The sequence below is a fragment of the Pseudomonas sp. SWRI81 genome (assembly GCF_014268545.1).
In the GTDB taxonomy this organism is placed as follows: Bacteria; Pseudomonadota; Gammaproteobacteria; order Pseudomonadales; family Pseudomonadaceae; genus Aquipseudomonas; species Aquipseudomonas hamedanensis.
In genome coordinates, this window is sequence record NZ_JABWQS010000009.1 from 68,373 (window position 1) to 84,163 (window position 15,791).

Annotated in this window: 14 protein-coding genes; 3 read left to right on the forward strand and 11 right to left on the reverse strand. The window is 61.4% G+C overall.

Annotated elements, in window-relative coordinates; translation table 11 throughout:
• Window positions 1-194: 194 nt before the first annotated feature.
• The gene (locus HU765_RS08385) at window positions 195-2,804 is read left to right on the forward strand and encodes an EAL domain-containing protein (protein WP_186619716.1); all 2,610 of its coding nucleotides are present in this window, start codon (window positions 195-197) and stop codon (window positions 2,802-2,804) included.
• 3 nt (window positions 2,805-2,807) lie between these two features.
• Here the strand turns inward: HU765_RS08385 and cydB are convergent, their stop codons facing one another.
• From cydB to miaE, 5 genes are all read right to left on the reverse strand, one after another.
• Window positions 2,808-3,809: a cytochrome d ubiquinol oxidase subunit II gene (cydB, locus tag HU765_RS08390; protein ID WP_238344667.1), complete on the reverse strand. Its 1,002-nt coding sequence runs from the start codon at window positions 3,807-3,809 to the stop codon at window positions 2,808-2,810.
• 12 nt (window positions 3,810-3,821) lie between these two features.
• Window positions 3,822-5,195 (reverse strand): cytochrome ubiquinol oxidase subunit I, encoded by a 1,374-nt coding sequence (locus HU765_RS08395; protein ID WP_186619718.1) that lies wholly within the window; start codon window positions 5,193-5,195, stop codon window positions 3,822-3,824.
• Window positions 5,196-5,203: 8 nt separating this feature from the next.
• Window positions 5,204-5,593: a VOC family protein gene (locus HU765_RS08400; protein WP_186619719.1), complete on the reverse strand. Its 390-nt coding sequence runs from the start codon at window positions 5,591-5,593 to the stop codon at window positions 5,204-5,206.
• A 24-nt stretch (window positions 5,594-5,617) separates the two neighbouring features.
• Complete coding sequence (locus HU765_RS08405; protein ID WP_186619720.1) at window positions 5,618-5,833, reverse strand: hypothetical protein; 216 nt, start codon at window positions 5,831-5,833, stop codon at window positions 5,618-5,620.
• Between the two features lie 200 nt (window positions 5,834-6,033).
• On the reverse strand, window positions 6,034-6,642 hold the full coding sequence (gene miaE / locus HU765_RS08410) for a tRNA isopentenyl-2-thiomethyl-A-37 hydroxylase MiaE (protein ID WP_186619721.1): 609 nt from the start codon (window positions 6,640-6,642) through the stop codon (window positions 6,034-6,036).
• Window positions 6,643-6,800: 158 nt separating this feature from the next.
• Between miaE and HU765_RS08415 the strand changes: the two genes are divergently transcribed.
• Window positions 6,801-7,664 (forward strand): universal stress protein, encoded by an 864-nt coding sequence (locus HU765_RS08415; RefSeq protein WP_186619722.1) that lies wholly within the window; start codon window positions 6,801-6,803, stop codon window positions 7,662-7,664.
• A 310-nt stretch (window positions 7,665-7,974) separates the two neighbouring features.
• Here the strand turns inward: HU765_RS08415 and HU765_RS08420 are convergent, their stop codons facing one another.
• The 6 genes from HU765_RS08420 to HU765_RS08440 all read right to left on the reverse strand — a co-directional run bounded on the left by HU765_RS08420 (window position 7,975) and on the right by HU765_RS08440 (window position 15,041).
• Window positions 7,975-9,273, reverse strand: a complete 1,299-nt coding sequence (locus tag HU765_RS08420; RefSeq protein WP_186619723.1) for a carbohydrate porin — start codon at window positions 9,271-9,273, stop codon at window positions 7,975-7,977.
• Window positions 9,274-9,372: 99 nt separating this feature from the next.
• The gene (locus HU765_RS08425; RefSeq protein WP_186619724.1) at window positions 9,373-11,778 is read right to left on the reverse strand and encodes a membrane-bound PQQ-dependent dehydrogenase, glucose/quinate/shikimate family; all 2,406 of its coding nucleotides are present in this window, start codon (window positions 11,776-11,778) and stop codon (window positions 9,373-9,375) included.
• Window positions 11,779-11,920: 142 nt separating this feature from the next.
• The gene (locus HU765_RS27005) at window positions 11,921-12,052 is read right to left on the reverse strand and encodes a hypothetical protein (protein WP_272973773.1); all 132 of its coding nucleotides are present in this window, start codon (window positions 12,050-12,052) and stop codon (window positions 11,921-11,923) included.
• 3 nt (window positions 12,053-12,055) lie between these two features.
• Window positions 12,056-13,063, reverse strand: coding sequence for an NADP-dependent oxidoreductase (locus HU765_RS08430; RefSeq protein ID WP_186619725.1), 1,008 nt, complete (start codon window positions 13,061-13,063; stop codon window positions 12,056-12,058).
• Window positions 13,064-13,118: 55 nt separating this feature from the next.
• Window positions 13,119-13,907: an SDR family oxidoreductase gene (locus HU765_RS08435; protein WP_186619726.1), complete on the reverse strand. Its 789-nt coding sequence runs from the start codon at window positions 13,905-13,907 to the stop codon at window positions 13,119-13,121.
• Between the two features lie 39 nt (window positions 13,908-13,946).
• A complete protein-coding gene (locus HU765_RS08440) occupies window positions 13,947-15,041 on the reverse strand; it encodes an alkene reductase (RefSeq protein ID WP_186619727.1) in 1,095 nt (364 codons plus the stop codon).
• 145 nt (window positions 15,042-15,186) lie between these two features.
• Here HU765_RS08440 and HU765_RS08445 point away from each other — a divergent pair, with 145 nt between their 5' ends.
• Window positions 15,187-15,789: a TetR family transcriptional regulator gene (locus tag HU765_RS08445; protein WP_186619728.1), complete on the forward strand. Its 603-nt coding sequence runs from the start codon at window positions 15,187-15,189 to the stop codon at window positions 15,787-15,789.
• The last annotated feature ends 2 nt before the right edge of the window (window positions 15,790-15,791 follow it).

Sequence of the window (15,791 nt, forward strand, 5' to 3'; positions counted from 1 at the left end):
ATGGCGGCCATTATCCGGTTTTTGCGCGGGAAGTCTCGCCCTTTCGGGAATGACCGCCGGCCGGTGCCGCTGGGATTTTCGGCAAATTCGCTACACTTCGATCAATTGCAGACCACGCGATCCCGACATCAATCTGAACATTGTGCCCGCGCCATTGTTCTAGATTCAGTAGACACCGGATCAAGGACGAGCACATGGCCGATTCCGTTTCCGCGCCACCCCAGCCCAGCCCGCAACGCGCAGTCACCCGACGCCTGGCCATTGCAGTCGGCGCACTGTTCGTCGCCGGGGTCATCGCCGCCATCAGCGCCCTGCTGAGCATCGCCAGTCAGCTGGACAGCCAGGATGTCGAGCAAAACCGCTTCTATTCGGCGCGTGCCTTGGAAAATCGCATTACCACCTCGAAGAACTACATCACCAGTTACGCCTACTGGACCACCGCCTATGAGGCACTGAGCGGGCCAGTCGACATCAACTGGGCCTACACCGAGCAGAACATGGGCAAGACCTTGTTCACCAGCGACGGTTACGACGGCGTGTTTGTGCTGGACCGCAATGCCACCAAATACGCGGTGATACGCGGGCAAATGGTGCAAACCGATGTCTCTGCGGTGCTCCAGGTGCCCGCCGCCGCGCTGTTGGACCCAGTGCTGAGCCAGCCCGACCTGACCAAACCTGTCGCCACTTATTCACTGTTCGAAGGCTGGCCGGCGCTGATCACTGCCGCCGCGATCATTCCCAATGATGATCGCCCGCTGGATGAGCTGAAAAACGCTTCAGTGCTGGTGTTCGTCGACAAGCTGACGCCGACCAAACTGCGCAAGATCGGTAGCGGCTATGGCCTGACGAATCTGACCCTGGCCCCGGACGACACCATTGACGCCGCGCAGCCACGGGTGCCGCTCGACAGCACCGGCTACAGCCTGATCGCCGATCTGCAGCGGCCCGGCCAGCAACTGTTGTGGTCACTGGTTCCGCCACTCGGCGCGACGATGGTCGTGCTGATGCTGCTGACCGCGTACTTTTTCCGCCACGCGTTGCGCTCCTCGCAATACGTCGACAACAGCATCCACGCGATGCAAGCGTCGAATCTGGCGCTTGAAGCGGCCAACCATGCGCTCGAGGCCAGTGAGGAGCGTTTCCGGGCTGTCGCCGAGGCGGCTTCGGACTGGATCTGGGAAGTCGATGGCGACTTGTCGCTGACTTATCTGTCGGCGCGTTTCAGCGAGGTCACCGGTTACCCGCAAGCCCTGTGGCTGGGCAAAGCGATCGGTGCGTTGCTGTCCTGCGACACCACGCCCCTTGAGCTGTGGCTGAAGAAACTCACCGAAGAAGCCAATAGCAGCGATCTGCGCTGCACCTATCGTGACCAGTCCGGGCAGCCCCGGCACTGCCGGCTTTCTGCTCGGCCGATCTTCGACAGGCATCGCGTTATCGGCTATCGCGGCACCGCCAGCGACATCACCGATGAAGTCGCCGCCCACGCGCAGATTCAGCACCTGTCCATGCACGATGCCCTGACCGGCCTGCCCAATCGCAATAAGCTGGCGCGTTACCTGGACGACGCATTGCAACTCAAGGAACACGCGCCGGCGCTGTCGCTGCTGATGATCGATCTCGATAATTTCAAACCGATCAACGATTCCCTCGGGCACCCGGCCGGCGACGCCGTACTGCAAGAAGTCGCCGCGCGCCTGCGCGAATGCACACGTGAACATGACATCGTCGCCCGCCTCGGTGGCGATGAATTCGTCGTGGTGCTCAACGGCATGGACAGCCACCACGAGATCGACAAGTTCTGCACCCGCCTGATCGACAGCCTGCATCAGCCCGTCCTCTACGAACAGCATCCGCTGCACATCGGCGCCAGTGTCGGCATCGCCCTCAGCCGCCGTCACGGCTTTGTCGCCAGCGACCTGATCCGCTACGCCGACATCGCGTTGTATCAGGCCAAGTCCGACGGCAAGAACACCTGGTGCTATTTCGAAGCGCACATGAGCGACCAGATCCAGACCCGGCGGCAGATGGAGGATGATCTGCGCCGTGCGCTCAAACACAACGAGTTCGTCCTGCACTATCAGCCGCGCTACAAGGTCGATGGCAAACAGATCGTTTCGGTCGAGGCTCTGGTGCGCTGGCAACACCCGACCCAGGGTTTGCTCGGGCCGGACGTGTTTATTCCGCTGGCCGAGCAGACCGACCTGATCGTCCCGCTCGGCCGCTGGGTGCTGCGCGAGGCCTGCGAAACCGCGCTGGAGTGGCCGCAGGATGTTCTGCTCTCGGTCAATCTGTCCCCCGCGCAATTTGCCTTGAGTGACGTGGTCGAGGATGTTCGTGATGTGCTGGTGCAAACGCGTTTCCCGGCCAGTCGACTGGAACTGGAAATCACCGAAAACGTCATGCTCAACGACACCGACGGTGCGCTGACTACCATGAATTCGCTGAAAGAACTCGGCGTGCGCCTGAACATGGACGACTTTGGCACCGGCTATTCGTCCCTCGGTTATCTGCGCGCCTATCCGTTCGACGGGATCAAGATCGACAAACGTTTCATCGCCTCGATCAGCAGCGGCACCAATGACCGTGCCGTGGTGCAAGCGATCATCGGTCTGGGCAAAGCCATGGGCCTGACGGTTACCGCTGAAGGGGTCGAGACCGAAGAGCAACTGGCGATTCTCGGCAAGGATCAATGCAACGAGGTGCAGGGTTATTTCATGAGCCGGCCGATCGACAAGGCAGCCTTCGCCGACTTGTTGCGGGCTTCGCGCTTGTCAGCGGCGGGCAAAAAGGGTCGGGTGACATGACCTTCAGGTGTGTTTGCCCACACGTACCTTGCCGCTGAAGACCCGGAAACCGAAGGTGTTGTAAGCCAGCGTGATCGGTACCAACACCGCGAAACCGACCAGCATGAAGATCTGACTGTTCGGGCTGGCGGCTGCTTCGCCCAAGGTCAAGTTTGGCGGGATGATGTAGGGATACACGGCGACCAGCATCACGGCAAACGCCAGCACGAATACGCCCAGCGCGGCGAACAGCGGCACACAGTCGACGCGGCGGCGAAAACCTCTAGCGAATACCGCTGCTAAAACGCCAAGCAACAATCCCGCCGGCAATCCTAGCCGAACATCCATAAGCCGCCGGGCGTATTGCGGCTGCAACGTCGCCGTCCAGGCAATCAGCACCAGCAGCAACACCACGATAACCAGCGCCAAGCCACGCGCCTGGCGGGCGGCGCGCCGCTGCAACTCATCCAGGGTGCGCCAATACAGCCAGCACGTGCCCAGCCAAACGTAGCCGAGCACCAGCAGCAGACCGCAGAACAACGGGAACGGGCTTAGCCAGTCGCGACCGTCGCCGTGGTACTGACCGCCCTGATGCGCAACGCCCTGAACCAGCGTGCCGAGTACCATGCCTTGCACAAATCCGCTGACCAGCGAAGCAAGCGCCAACACGCTATCGACGGCGCGCTTGCGCTGCTCGTTCGCGGCGTAATCGCGAAACTCCAAGGCCATGGCGCGTGCGATCAATGCCAGAAACATCACAATGAACGGCACATACAGCGCCGGCAGCAGGATGGCGTACGCCAGCGGAAACATCGCAAGCAGTCCACCGCCGCCGAGCACCAGCCAGGTTTCGTTGGCGTCCCAGACAGGCAAAATCGTAACCGCCATGGCCCGGCGCTGCTGGCTGCAGTTCGTCAGGCCCATAAGCATGCCCACACCCAGATCAGTGCCGTCGAGCAATACGTAATTGAGCACCGAGAAGACCAGCGCAGCGGCACACAGCAGGGTCAGCCAATCGGTGTCCATGCCGGCCATTGCTCAGTGCCCGGTCTCGTCGGCCAGCGTCGGCTGCGGCCCCGCTTGATCCTGCTGCGGCGGCTCACGCAAGAGGCGCAGCAACACCCACAGGCCGATCCCGAAAATCAGCAGATAAAACAGCAAAATCAGCCAGGTCGATCCGACGACTTGAGCCTTGGAAACCGACGACAGACTGTCCGCCGTACGCATCAATCCATACACGGTAAACGGCTGGCGCCCTATTTCAGTGACGACCCAGCCGCTGAGCATCGCCAGAAAACCCGCCGGGGCCAGCAGCACGCAGCCGCCCAGCCACCAGCGCGCGCTGTACAGGCGTTGGCGCCGTCGCAGGATCAGGCTGAGCACGCCCTGCCCCAGCATCAGTAGCCCCAGCCCGACCATCAGCCGGAACGCGAAAAACACCGGCGCCACCGGGGGAATGTTCTGCGCGGGGAATTCATCGAGTGCGGCGATGGTGCTGGTCAAGTCGTGATGCAGGTACAACGAACCGAGCCGTGGAATCGCGACTTCCCAATGATTGCCGCGCGCCTCGTTGTCCGGCCAGGCAAACAGGCGCAACGGCTCCCCCGCGCCCTCGGCAGGGCGGGTCCACGAACCTTCGATGGCGGCGACTTTCGCCGGCTGGCTGTGCAGGGTGTGCCGACCGTGCAAATCGCCGACCAGCATCTGCACCGGCACCAACACGACAATCACCCAAAGCGCCATGGAAAATTGCAGGCGTGCCCGTGGGTTGTCAGAGGCCTTGCGCAACTGCCAGGCACTGATGCCCGCGACCAGACTGGCAGTGCCAAGCAACACCGCCAAAGTCATGTGCGCCAGGCGATAGGGAAACGATGGATTGAAGATGATCGCCCACCAATCCTCGGCGATAAAACGCCCGTCGGCGCCCACCGAATAGCCGACGGGCGTGTGCATCCACGAGTTGGCCGAGAGAATCCAGAACGCGCTGATCAGCGACCCCACCGCCACCGCGCAGGTGGCGAAGAAATGCAAACGCGGGCCGACCTTTTTCTGCCCGAACAGCATGATGCCGAGAAACCCCGCTTCGATGAAAAACGCCGCCAGCACCTCGTAGAACATCAACGGACCGAGAATATCGCCGGCCTGCACCGCCAGCCGCGACCAGTTCAGGCCGAACTGGTATTCCAGAATCAACCCGGAGGCCGTCCCCACCGCCACATTAAGCGCGAACACTTTCAGCCAGTAGCGATAAACATCCAGATAGACCTGTCTCCCGCTCTTCAACCACAACGCTTCCAGCACCATGAGGAAGTTCGCCAGACCGATGCTGAACGCCGCCAGCACGATATGAAAACTGATCGTGATCGCGAACTGCGCGCGCGCCGCCATCAGGGCGGAATCGACGGGCTCCATGCAGGCATTCAGCCGCTGAAGAACACCGCAAGCTTGTTGCCTTCGGGGTCGCGCAGATAGGCCACGTAGAAATCCGGCGTGTACGCCTCGCGGGTGCCGGGTGGACCTTCGTCGGTGCCGCCATGGCTTAGCCCGGCTTTATGCACCTGATCGACCTGCTGCCGGGACTCGGCGCGAAACGCCGGCATCATGCCGTTACCCGCGGTTGCCGGCTGGCCATTGAACGGTTTAGCGATGTGAACGCTGCCGGGGCCGTTGGACTTGTCCGCGGTACCGGGCAGATAGAAACAGTCGTGCTCTTCGCGGTCGTGTTGATAACCCAGCGGGGTCAGGATTGCGTGATAGAAAGCCGCCGAACGCTCCACGTCGTTGGCACCGATAAACAGATAACTGAGCATGGGCTATTCCTCCGTAGGCAGTGTTCAGCGGTGGGGCTGCTGTTCGTTCAGGGTGAACAGATTGCCGGCTTCGCGCACCAATTGACGCCACTCGGCACTGGTGATCAGCCCTTGCTCTTCCATGTGGTCGGCAGCCTTGAGCAGTTCGTCATATTGATCTTCCGGATCGACGTCGGCCTCGGTTTGCCCTGCCCGTTTGCGCCAGGCCGCCAGTAACGCCTTTTTTAGCTGATCGGACATAGGGGTATCTCCTGAAGGACATACCCGATAGAAAGAATCAGCCGCGAGGAGGTTCAGCGCAGTCGACGGATGGACGGCCTCGTCCGAAAAACCACGGGGGCGAGCCTGCCCTCGGACCGTTTTCGGAGAACTTTCATACTCACAAGAGTTTTTAACAATCAGACATTAAGGACTGGATTTGCGATGCAGCGCCTACCCGATCATGCGGCGGCCGGGACACCGCTGTGGAAGCGGAACTCCTCGTCAGGCGACTCGATCAGCGCCTGCTCGGCGGCGCGGACGCGCTCGATCACCTGAGCGACATCCTTCGCCTCACCATATTGATAAGCCAGTTTCAGATAGCCCTGAAAGTGCCGCGCCTCGCTTTTCAGCAGGCCGAAATAGAACTTGCCCAACTCTTCGTCCAGGTGCGGCACCAGCGCTTCGAAGCGCTCGCAACTGCGCGCTTCGATAAACGCGCCGACCACCAGCGTATCCACCAGTTTCACCGGCTCATGGCTGCGCACCACCTTGCGCAGGCCCGAGGCATAACGCCCCGCGTGAAGCTGGCGCAGCTCGATCTTGCGGCGTTTCATGATGCGCATGACCTGCTCGTGGTGCACCAGCTCTTCCCGGGCCAGACGCGACATCATGTTGATCAGGTCGACGTGGGAATGGTACTTGGCAATCAGGCTCAGCGCGGTGCTGGCGGCCTTGAACTCGCAGTTCTTGTGGTCGATCAGCAGGGTTTCCTGATTGGCCAGTGCCGCCTGGACCCAGGCGTCGGGCGTGCGGCAGCCGAGGAATTCGTGGATTTCGGGAAGGATCATGGGGCTCACGGTAAAGGTGTTCGAGCGAAGGGCGCCGATTATACCGGCCTGCCCGCAGACCACCAGTCGCCAGCGTTGATATGTATCAAGTCACGATTGATCGCGCAGCAACTATAGTTGTGCAACGCCGTGCCTTTTCTTTGCTGGAGACTCCGCTCATGCAAGCCATTCGCAGCATTCTGGTGGTTATCGACCCCGAACATTCGGAGAGCCTGGCGCTCAAGCGGGCCAAATTGATCGCGGGCGTGACCCAGGCCCATCTGCATCTGTTGGTGTGCGACAAAAAGCACGACCACGCCGGCCTGCTCAGCGTGCTCAAGGCCGCGTTGCTTGCCGAGGGTTACAGCGTGACCACCGAACAGGCGTGGAACGACAGCCTCCACGAAACCATCATCGACGTGCAGCAGGCCGAAGGTTGCGGGCTGGTGATCAAACAGCACTTTCCCGACAGTTCGCTGAAAAAAGCCCTGCTGACCCCGGCCGACTGGAAACTGCTGCGCCATTGCCCTACTCCGGTGCTGCTGGTGAAAACCTCGGGGTCGTGGAAAGACAAGGTGATCCTCGCCGCCGTCGATGTCGGCAATGCCGACGGCGAGCACCGGCATCTGCATACCACCATCATCGATCATGGCTACGACATAGCGAGCCTGGCCAAGGCGCATTTGCACGTCATCACCGCGCATCCCTCGCCGATGCTGTCGGCAGCGGACCCGACGTTTCAGCTCAAGGAAACCATCCAGGCGCGTTATCGCGAGCAATGCCGGGCGTTCCAGGCAGAATTTGATGTCGATGACGAACACTTGCACATCGAGGAAGGCCCGGCCGATGTGTTGATTCCGTTCATAGCGCACAAACTGCAGGCGGCGGTAACGGTGATAGGCACAGTGGCACGCAGCGGCTTGTCAGGCGCATTGATCGGCAACACCGCCGAAGCGGTACTGGATGCGCTGGAAAGCGATGTGCTGGTGCTCAAGCCGCAGGAAGTTGAGGATCATCTGGTGGAGTTGGCGGTAAAGCATTGAGGATTGCTGTGCCTGGACTGGCGCATTCGCGAGCAAGCCCGCTCCCACAGGTTTGGGGTACACCAGAGTTATTACTGACCACCACAAGACCAATTGTGCGAGGGAGCTTGCTCCCGAAGGCGGTGGGTCAGTCAGCATTGATTTCACTGACCGGCGCCTTCGCGAGCAGGCTCGCTCCCACAGGTTTGGGGTACATCAGAGTTATTACTGCCTGCCACAAAACCAATTGTGGGAGGGGGCTTGCTCCCGAAGGCAGTGGGTCAGTCAGCATCGATTTCACTGACCCGGCGCCTTCGCGAGCAGGCGTCGGTCAGAGTGAGGCTTTGACTTGCAGGCCCAGGACCAGGGCATTGTCGATGTCCTGCCCGGAAAACGCGCCCGGTTCGATGATGTATTGCACATTCGGGCGCAGGGTCAGCCACGGGGTTGCCTGATAGCCGTAGCCAAACTCGATCAGTTGTTCGGCGCTGTCCAGGTTGGGGAACGCTGCGCCATTGGCGAGCGCGGCGTCCGGCTGCACGTCGCGGCTGCGCGGGTTGGGGACGGCGCGCCCATAGCCCAGAGCGAGGGTGTCGTGCGGGCGGCCTTCGAACGGTTTGTACAGCACCAACCCGGTGCCGTACCACTTGCTGAACGGCGAAGCCGCTTGACTGGCGGCCGAATACTGGCCGAACGCATGCAGGCTACGGCCCTCGGAAGTCGGCGAGCGCCAAACGGCCTGATCGACCAGCAGATAATGGCCGCCGCGACCGGACACTTCATCGTCGCTGCCAATGCGCTGCACATCTGAACTGTCGTAGTAATAGCCAACCTTGTACTCGCCGGGCAGCTCGCCGGCGTGCTTGTACACCAGTTCGATCGGCACCACGGTGCCGGTGGTGTGTTTCGGCCCCAGATGCCAGGCGCGGCTGGAATTGCCGTTGCTCTCGGGGTCGACGTTGAACGCCGCCACACGCAGTTGCCAGGACGGCGACAGGTCGTATTTCACCCGCACACCCAAATGCGCATTCGGGTAATTGGTCCAGCCACTGCCACCGGACATGTTCAGCGGATGCCCACAGAAACCAGCGTTCATGAAGTTGCACAAAATGCCGCCGTCGAGGCCACCGAGATCGTTGCCCATGGCCATGTAACCGAGCTTCACATTCAGCGCCGGGGTGAACAGGCTGCGCTCATAACTCAGCTCGGTCAGGCGTGTGTACAGCCCGCCGTAATTTTCCTGAATCGGCAAGCGGTTGCCGACCAGGTCTTGCGAGGCGCTGTTGCCGCGCCGGTCGTTGATCGTCAACTGGACCTTGCCGGCATTGTCGACGCCATACAGTTTGCTCAGATCAAACTGCACGCCGAGCTTGATGTTCTGCGAGTAGCGCGCCGAACGGTGCAGGCCGCCGTCAGCGTTGTAAGCGGTTTCGCCGCTGTAATCGCCGGTGAACTTGATGCCGTCTTCATTGAGCTGATGACGCAAGCCGCCCCAGTCGCCGGTGAGGGTGCTGCGTGTCAGCGGATCGGAGTCGCTGGCGGCCAGCGCGGGGAGGGCGGTGATACAGCACAGGCCCAACAGCAGGCCGGTGAAAAGCCCGGAACGGGAAAAGCGAACAGCCGATAACATGTGAATCCTTCCTGCTGAAATCTTCAACGCGATAAAACAACGACGCGGTGCCCTGAGGCACCGCGCGCATGGGGTTGCTGACTGAGTAAACGAAGCGATTTACGGCAAGGCGTACGCCATCACGTAATCGCCGCGATCGGTCGACTGACGAGCGCCGCCCGCGGTGACGACGATGTACTGCTTGCCGGTCTTCGGCGAAACGTAAGTCATCGGGCCGCCCTGGCTGCCGACCGGCAGACGCGCTTTCCAGACTTCTTCACCGTTGCCGCTGTTGAACGCACGCAGGTAGAAATCCTGAGTGCCGGCGATAAAGATCAGGCCACCTTGAGTCGACAGGGTGCCGCCGAGGGTCGGCAGACCAATCTTGATCGGCAGGTGCATGCGAATGCCCAGGGGACCGGTGTCTTCAACGGTGCCAACCGGAACCTGCCACGCGACTTTCTGAGTCTTCATGTCGATCGCGGTCAGAGTGCCGAACGGCGGCGCCTGGCACGGAATGCCGGCCACCGAGAGGAAGCGGTTCTTGTTCACTGCGTACGGCGTGCCCTTGAGCGGTACAGCGCCCATGCCGGTGTTCAACGCCTCGCCACCGCCAGCGGCCTGGCCTTTGTTCTGCGACGGGATCATCTGGATCCACAGGCCCAGACGCATGTCGTTGACGAAGATGAAACCGTGCACCGGGTCAGTGGAGATGCTGCCCCAGTTCATGCCGCCCAGCGAACCCGGGAAGCTCAGCGACTTGTCAGTACCCGGCGCGGTGTACAGACCGTCGTAACGCATGCTCTTGAAGTCGATGCGGCAGAGCAATTGATCGTACGGCGTGGCGCCCCACATGTCGGATTCGGTCAGGTGTTGCGCGCCAATCTGCGGCATGCCCACGGATTTCGGTTGGGTCGGCGAGTACGGCTCGTTAGGGATGTTGGCCGCTTTGACCGGTACTTCTTTAACCTCGGTCAACGGTTTGCCAGTAGCGCGGTCGAGCACGTAGATCTGCCCGGCCTTGGTGCCGATGACCAGCGCCGGAACGCTTTGGCCGTCCTTGTCGAAGTCGATCAGGCTCGGCTGCATCGGCAGGTCGAAGTCCCACAGATCGTTGTGCACGGTCTGGAACACCCAGCGTTCTTCACCCGTGCTGGCGTCCAGCGCGAGAATCGAGGCGCCGTATTTGTGGTCCAGTTCGCTGCGCTCGACACCATAGATGTCGGTGGACGAACTGCCCATCGGCAGAAACACCGTGTTGGTCGCCGCGTCGTAGGACATTGGCGCCCAGCTATTTGGCGTGCTGCGTACGTAGGTGCTGCCGTCAGCCGGCGCGTTGCGATCCTGCGGATTGCCCGGATCGAATGCCCAGCGCATGGCACCGGTGATCACGTCAAAACCACGAATCACGCCGCCAGGCATGTCGCTCTGCACGTTGTCAGCGACGCGACCGCCCACCACAACGGTGGTGCCGGCCATCAACGGCGCGGACGACAATTGATAGTAGCTGTCCGGGACGTCACCGAGACCAGCCTTCAGATCGACCTGGCCGTTGTTGCCAAAACCCTGGCAGAACTCGCCGGTGTCAGCATCGACTGCGATCAGGCGCGCATCAATGGTGTTAGTCAGCAGGCGACGCTGGCAGTTGGCGGCCGGAGCCGGTTTGGCTTCGATGATCGAAGAGTTGCTCGGCTGAGCGATGGTGGCGGTGGCGTCGAAATAAGCCATGCCACGGCATCGCTGCCAGACTTTCGATTGTGCGTTGATCGCGTTCTTCCACAGCTCTTTGCCGGTGTCGGCATCGAGGGCGATCAGGTTGTTGTGCGGGGTGCAGATGAACACCTTGTTGCCAACCTGCAGCGGGGTGAGCTGGTCTTCGGCGCCGTTGCCATCGCTTTCGGCGACGTCACCGGTGTGGTAAGTCCACGCGACTTTCAACTTGTCGACGTTGTTGCGGTTGATCTGATCGAGCGCGGCGAAGCGGCTGCCACCTTCGGTGTTGCCATAATGCGCCCAGTCTTTCTGCGCCTTGGCCGGCTCGACCGGGGTCAGGCCCGGGCCAGTGCCAGTGGAGGCAACCGTTGGATGCGCGACGAACATGTTGCCGGCAGCAACCGCCAGACCGACCGCCAGTACTGCCGCGACCGCATAGGCGCCACGACCGGCAGCGCGGCCATTGGCGCGGGCCAGCAGTGGATAAACCAGTGCGACGACCAGACCGATTGCGCTGAACATGAACAACCGCGAGAAAACCGGCCAGAACACCAGACCGGCGTCAACCACCGCCCAGATCGCGGTGGCCACGAGAAACGCGGCGAACAGCCAGGCGCCGGCAGTTTTCTTCAGCGCGATCAGCAGACCGGCAACGGTCATCGCCAGACCGCCGATCAGGAAGTACCAGGAACCGCCCAGGCTGACCAGCTTCACACCGCCGGCCGCGAGCGCGAGACCGAGCAGGGCGATGACCACGCCAAGACCGACCAGAATGAACGTTGAAACGCCTGAGACGCGTTGACTGTGGTTCACATTGAAAGTCCCGTTTGAATGAAGCGCGGGATTATAGCGGTAACTAACCATTCAGTTAACCGCAGTTTTGCCATGAAACCGTGCACTTCTGAGAATCAAGCGTGGTGCAGGATGAGCAAAACGCAAGTCGGAACGGGACTTGTCACGGCTCCAGCAACAGGGGGCGCCATTCGATCAGCGGAGGTTGCAGCGGCTGCGGATCATTCGCGGGTGGCGGATCGGCTTCGGTCTCGCGAGGCAGTTGTTCGTCCGCCCGGGCTTCATCGGCTGGCATTGCTTACGATGCCTGGCCGAGCGTGACGGCGACCTTGCCTTTGGCTCGACCCTGTTCGACGTAGCGCAATGCCTCGGCGATCTGGTCAAAGGAAAAGCTGCGGTCGATCACTGGCTTGATCAGCTCAGCCTCGATCAACGCGGTGATTTTCTGCAATTGAATGCCATCGGCGCGCATGAACAAAAAACTGTAACGCACCCCGTGTTTGCGCGCTTGGCGACGAATGCCGCTGCTCAGCAGGCGCATGATCAGCCCGAGCACCCAAGATAAACCCTGCTCCTGAGCAAACTGCGCGGTCGGCGGCCCGGACAGGGAAATCAACAGCCCACCCGGTCTCAGCACCTTCAGCGATTTTTCCAGCACATCGCCACCGAGGCTGTTGAGCACCACGTCGTAGTCGCGCAGTTCGTTGGCGAAATCCTGCTGCTTATAATCGACCACGACATCAGCGCCCAACGCTTTGACCCACTCGACATTCGCCGTGCTGGTGGTGGTCGCGACGAAGGCGCCGAGGTGTTTGGCAAGCTGGATTGCGACGGTGCCGACGCCACCGGAGCCGGCGTGAATCAAAACCTTCTGGCCCTTCTTTACCTGAGCGATCTCCACCAGCGCCTGCCATGCGGTCAACGAAACCAAAGGCATACACGCCGCTTCTTTCATGTCCAGGTTGGAAGGCTTCAGCGCGAGGGCGTTTTCGTCGACGGCAATGCGTTCGGCAAACGTACCGATCCGCGATTCCGGCGGGCGCGCATAAACCTCGTCACCCGGCTTGAAACGCGTGACCGCTGTACCGGTGCTGACCACCACTCCGGCTACATCGTTGCCCAATACCAAGGGCATTTGGTACGGCAGGATCATCTTGAATTCGCCAGTGCGAATCTTCAGGTCCAGCGGGTTCACACTGCTGGCGTGCACCTGAATCAATACGTCATGCGCTCCGACCGTCGGGTCGGGCAGGTCGCCAATCCGGCCGTTCTGCTTGCCGTAGCGCTCGATAAAAAATGCTTTCATTGCACAGGCTCTTGTCGGTTGGAACCCGCCGCGATATCGGCGGGTCCGGATAAGGTCAGGCTTGAGTCAGATAACGTTGCGCGACGGCCGACTGACGAATCTGCCCCAACAGGCCCTGACGCGCAGTTTGCAAAGCGTCCCAGCGCTCGCCTTCGTGCAGCGGCGGAATGGTCACGACTTCGCGACGGTCGAAACCGACCAGCGCGGCATCGACCAGATCGTCGACCTCCATGATGTCGCTCAGGGTGTTGATGTCGATGCCAGCGCGGTCCCAGATTTCCGTGCGGGTCGCGGCGGGCAGTACGGCTTGCACATATACGCCCTGTGGCGACAGCTCCAGGCTCAGGCCTTGGGAAAGGAACAGCACGAACGCTTTGGTCGCGCCATACACCGACATGCCGAACTCTGGTGCCAGGCCCACCACCGAGCCGATGTTGATGATCGCGCCGTCACCAGCCCTGGCCAGACGCGGGGCAATGGCACTGGCCAGACGCACCAGCGCGGTGGTGTTGAGTGCCACCAGTTGCGCCACGCTGTCGGTGCTTTGTTCGATGAACGTTCCGGACTGCGCCGCGCCGGCATTGTTGACGAGGATGCCGATGCGCGCGTCATCGCGCAGACGCGCTTCGACGGTGTGCAGGTCGCTGAGTTGGGTCAGGTCGGCCGGCAGCACTTCAACGTTGACGTTGTGCTCGGCGCGCAGGCCGGCGGCGAGTGTGTCCAGTCGCGACTGGTCGCGGGCGACCAGCACCAGATCGTGACCGCGTTGGGCGAAACGTGCGGCATAGACCGCGCCGATGCCGGTGGAAGCGCCAGTGATCAGAACAGTAGGGCGGGTAGTCATGATGTCAGCTCTTTTTCAGGGGATAGGGAAACAGCAGGTTCAGCGAGCGTTGGATTCAGCGAGTGTCGGGTAGTCGATATAGCCCGCCGCGCCGCCGCCGTAGAGTGTGGCGGGGTCGAAAGCGGCCAGCGGCGCGCCGATTTGCAGGCGTTCGACCAGATCCGGGTTGCCAATGAACGGACGGCCGAAGGCGATCAGGTCAGCCTTGTCCTGAGCGATGCGCGAATTGGCCAGATCGAGGTCATAGCCGTTGTTGGCGATGTAGGTGTTCTGGAAACGCTGGCGCAGGGATTCAAAATCAAACGCGGCTATGTCGCGTGGCCCGCCGGTGGCGCCTTCGACAACGTGCAGGTAAACGATGTCCAGTGCGTTGAGTTGGTCAACGATGTAGTCGAACTGCGCTTGCGGGCCGCTGCTCGACACGCCATTGGCCGGCGACACTGGAGACAAGCGAATGCCGGTGCGATCGGCGCCGATCTCGGCGACCACGGCGGCGGTTACTTCCAGCAGCAGACGTGCGCGGTTTTCGATCGAGCCGCCGTAGGCATCGGTGCGCTGGTTGGACCCGTCCTTGATGAACTGATCGAGCAGATAGCCATTAGCGCCGTGGATTTCCACGCCGTCAAAGCCTGCCGCCGTCGCGTTCACCGCCGCCTGACGAAAATCATTGACGATGCCCGGCAGCTCCGCGGTTTCCAGCGCGCGCGGTTCGGACACATCCTCGAAGCGATTGTTGACGAACACTTTGGTGGCCGCTCGCAGCGAGGACGGAGCGACCGGCGCTTGGCCGTCCGGTTGCAGGTCGACATGAGACACCCGGCCGACATGCCAGAGTTGCAGGAAAATCTTCCCGCCCTTGGCGTGCACCGCATCGGTGACGCTGCGCCAGCCATCGATTTGCGCCTGGGTGTAGATGCCCGGGGTGTCCTGATAGCCCTGGCCCTGCTGCGAAATCTGTGTGGCCTCGCTGATCAGCAGACCGGCGCTGGCACGCTGGCTGTAATAGGTCGCGGCAAATTCGCTCGGTACAAAACCTGCGCCGGCACGGTTGCGCGTCAGCGGCGCGAGGACTGCGCGGTTGACCAGTGTCAGGCTGCCGAGGGTGTACGAAGAAAACAGACTCAGGTCGCTCATGTGTTTTTGTTCCGGCCATGGGAGTGAAGTGATGTGGCTGGCTTTTAGGATGATGACCGAAATCTAAACTGTCAATGATTTTGATTATGGCCAACATCTATGTATCATCGACGCATGATTTTTCAGCGCTGGCGAGGTATCCAACATGCGCGTATCCAAGGCTCAGGCCCAGGCCAATCGGGAGCACATTGTCGAAACGGCTTCAGTGATGTTCCGCGAACGCGGTTATGACGGGGTCGGCGTGGCTGACCTGATGGCGGCCGCTGGCTTCACCCATGGCGGTTTCTACAAACATTTCGGCTCCAAGGCCGATCTGATGGCCGAAGCGTCGGCCAATAGCCTGGCGCGGTCACTGACCAGCGCCGAGGCGTTGAGTGTGCAGGATTTCATCGATATGTACGTGTCGCGTGAGCATCGTGACGGCCGCGCCACCGGTTGCACCATGGCGGCACTGTGTGGCGACGCGGCGCGTCAGTCGGGCGATTTGAAGTCAGCCTTCGCCGACGGCATCGAGCGCACGTTGCAGACACTCGGCGACAAATATCCGAATGCAACGGATGCGCCGGCAGGCGAGGGCAGAGCCAGAATGATCGACCTGCTGGCCCGCGCAGTCGGCGCGATCATGCTCTCGCGGGCGTGCCCGGACGACTCAGCGCTGGCCGATGAAATCCTCGCGGTGTGTCACGCCGCAATGACGGCTTCGTTGCGGGCCGTCGAATCGCCGCCAGACGCCACACAAGACAGCTGATG

What these genes read in the sequence shown, in the direction of transcription:
- HU765_RS08385 (WP_186619716.1), top strand. Translation starts at nt 195, where the DNA reads ATGGCCGATTCCGTTTCCGCGCCACCCCAGCCCAGCCCGCAACGCGCA.
- cydB (WP_238344667.1), bottom strand. Translation starts at nt 3,809, where the DNA reads ATGGACACCGATTGGCTGACCCTGCTGTGTGCCGCTGCGCTGGTCTTC.
- HU765_RS08395 (WP_186619718.1), bottom strand. Translation starts at nt 5,195, where the DNA reads ATGGAGCCCGTCGATTCCGCCCTGATGGCGGCGCGCGCGCAGTTCGCG.
- HU765_RS08400 (WP_186619719.1), bottom strand. Translation starts at nt 5,593, where the DNA reads ATGCTCAGTTATCTGTTTATCGGTGCCAACGACGTGGAGCGTTCGGCG.
- HU765_RS08405 (WP_186619720.1), bottom strand. Translation starts at nt 5,833, where the DNA reads ATGTCCGATCAGCTAAAAAAGGCGTTACTGGCGGCCTGGCGCAAACGG.
- miaE (WP_186619721.1), bottom strand. Translation starts at nt 6,642, where the DNA reads ATGATCCTTCCCGAAATCCACGAATTCCTCGGCTGCCGCACGCCCGAC.
- HU765_RS08415 (WP_186619722.1), top strand. Translation starts at nt 6,801, where the DNA reads ATGCAAGCCATTCGCAGCATTCTGGTGGTTATCGACCCCGAACATTCG.
- HU765_RS08420 (WP_186619723.1), bottom strand. Translation starts at nt 9,273, where the DNA reads ATGTTATCGGCTGTTCGCTTTTCCCGTTCCGGGCTTTTCACCGGCCTG.
- HU765_RS27005 (WP_272973773.1), bottom strand. Translation starts at nt 12,052, where the DNA reads ATGCCAGCCGATGAAGCCCGGGCGGACGAACAACTGCCTCGCGAGACC.
- HU765_RS08430 (WP_186619725.1), bottom strand. Translation starts at nt 13,063, where the DNA reads ATGAAAGCATTTTTTATCGAGCGCTACGGCAAGCAGAACGGCCGGATT.
- HU765_RS08435 (WP_186619726.1), bottom strand. Translation starts at nt 13,907, where the DNA reads ATGACTACCCGCCCTACTGTTCTGATCACTGGCGCTTCCACCGGCATC.
- HU765_RS08440 (WP_186619727.1), bottom strand. Translation starts at nt 15,041, where the DNA reads ATGAGCGACCTGAGTCTGTTTTCTTCGTACACCCTCGGCAGCCTGACA.
- HU765_RS08445 (WP_186619728.1), top strand. Translation starts at nt 15,187, where the DNA reads ATGCGCGTATCCAAGGCTCAGGCCCAGGCCAATCGGGAGCACATTGTC.